1 protein-coding gene is annotated in these 2,524 nt (G+C 30.3%); it reads left to right on the forward strand.

The window, feature by feature from the left end; translation table 11 throughout:
* Positions 1–270 precede the first annotated feature (270 nt).
* A complete protein-coding gene (locus tag HMPREF9129_RS02945; RefSeq protein ID WP_004820199.1) occupies positions 271–2,433 on the forward strand; it encodes a hypothetical protein in 2,163 nt (720 codons plus the stop codon).
* The last annotated feature ends 91 nt before the right edge of the window (positions 2,434–2,524 follow it).

Genomic DNA, 2,524 nt, shown 5'->3' on the forward strand with positions numbered 1-2,524 from the left:
TACTACATTTGAGGACTTTTTTGTTTTGGAAAGTACACTTTTTTAATATGGAACATAAGTCAAGAAAATTTTAAGAAATTAGTTTGAAAATAAATACGAAGAAAAGTATTTAAAAAATATAAGCGGAAACATTTAAAAAACAGTATGATTAGTTGAAATCTATTGCGAAATTAAAAATCATAGGGTATATTTACAAAACGAAAGTGTACTAAATTATGTAACAATAAGTGGCTTAAATATAAGCAAAAATAAATTGAAATAGGAGAAGAGATGAAAATAAATTTTAATAGCAGAAAATTGAGAAAGACAGTGGCGATAATATCTCTGTGGGTTATGATATTATCTTCAACAAATGTAAGTGCAATAGTAAATAGAACATATAGAGATGTTGAAGCGGAAGTGAAAAATTATTCTAGGGGAGGTCGTATAGATAAAGATCATTGGGCTAGACAAGCTTTTAAAGAATTGGATAATTTAATTTTTCAAGCTAATAATTTAGCCAATCAAAGAGAATATGATCAACCGGAATATCTAGAGGCTTTAAATAGATATGTAGATGAAATAGGGGCATATACAAATTTTCTTAAGATTATGCAGAAGAAGAGCATCGAACAAAAGACTGATTTTATACAAAAATATAGGAAAATAGTAGGGAATAAAGATATGCCTTTAAAAGAAAAAAATAATGCAAAAATAGCTAACGAATACCTGACAGCTGGTTTAGATCAATTAGATGTAGGAATGTTTGAATACGTAAAGTCTCAAATAAATAAGGCAATGAAAGATTTTATTAAAGAGATAGATAGAGAAAATATTAAAAAAGAAGATCTAGGAAGATATATAGATATTTATAATACAGATGACGATAGATTATGGAGAATGTACTATCGTAGAGATTCTAAATTTAAAGAGTACAATGATATAATGCGAGAAATTTATAATAAGCATAATCAAATAATGGCTATTTTAAAATCTGATTATGCGTTAGATGCAAAAGAAGCTAGAGAGATGTTAGAAATAGAAAAGAATTTATCTCTAGGTATAGCAGGTGGGGAAGTAAAAGAAGATTATTATAACTATATAACAGATAATGATTTATATAATGCCAGGGATAGATTATGGCTCAATGGAATAGTAAATTTGAGAATGGCAAGAGAAGCTAAAGATAATTTAGACGGAGCATTAAATGACTTCTTTAAAGCTATAGGCAAAGTTAGACCTAAAGACCTTAAGGGATTAGATGAACGAGATTATGAAAAAATTAAAGACACTGATGACAAAAGAATAAGTTATTTAAACACATTAAAACAACAGATTGAACAACAAGTAGAAGAAGCATCTGCCGGAATGGAAATAAAACCGTTAGAAATCATTAAAGAAGTTCCTAACAATTCTCCTAAATGGAATATGGATGTAGATGCTGAAGATGATGATTCATTAGATAAAATAACTATGTTGACAAAAGCTCAAATAGAGAGATTAAACAAATTAGGCATAAATTTTGACAATATAGATTTTAATGATGAATCGAAAATTAAAGAAATAATTGCTAAACTTGAAGAGGGAAACAATGAAGACACAGGTACAGTATTGCCAAAAGCTACCGGAATAGAGGATAGAGACAGAATTGAACAAAACACCGAAAAAGAACACTATGAAGATGTGAAGAAGACAGAAGCTGCTGCACCTATAGCTAAAGTAGAAAATGAAGGAAGTCATCTTGTCTTACAAGGAACTATTTCAAAAGCTGAAGATTTTAAAGTAATGGAACAAAATATAGAAATTGAAGCTAAGACTGAAGAAACAGGCGCTGTGGCAAGCGAGCAAGCTTCTGAAGTAAAGATAGTAGAAAAATCTGAGGCGGCTCAACAGGCTTTAAGGATAGAACAACAAGGAAAAGAAAAACCTCCACACTCAATAATCAGCCCGGTGTCAGCTTCCGGCATGGGACAAAAAGTAAGCGAAGATACGCAAGCTGTAGAAGTAAAAGAAGTTCAAGTTTTAGAAGAACAACATACAGATGCTGAACAAACTCAAGTAGAAGTAGATGATAAAAGAGCATCCCAAGTGATTGAGACAGCTCCTGAAAGTATTTATGAAAGAATTAGATTTAATTTACCTGAAGTTGATCGCAGAGAAAACTTATCTCCAAGCAATCTAGATAGAATCCATACAGCCATAGGGGAATTTAGCGAAAGATCAAATAGAACAATGGATATGCTGAGAAACGGAGATAAAGATGTAAGTTTAGAGGATCAAGAGAAAATTAAAAGACTTATCTTAAACGGTGGAAATGTAAGAAAAGACTTAGATGTTATTTTAGGCGTTGGAAAAGAAGATGAAATAATAGATAAATTGGTAGAATATTTAGAAACCAGATCTAATGACTTAGATAGAATATACAGACAATATAACCCGGAAAATAAAAAATAAGAATATAACCAATAACCGTAGGGGCGACGTGACTGCAAGAAAAATAAAAAATCAAAACAAAATTAAACAAATAAAAATAATAAATAACAAA

This window comes from Peptoniphilus indolicus ATCC 29427, from assembly GCF_000227315.1.
Classification (GTDB): Bacteria; Bacillota; Clostridia; order Tissierellales; family Peptoniphilaceae; genus Peptoniphilus; species Peptoniphilus indolicus.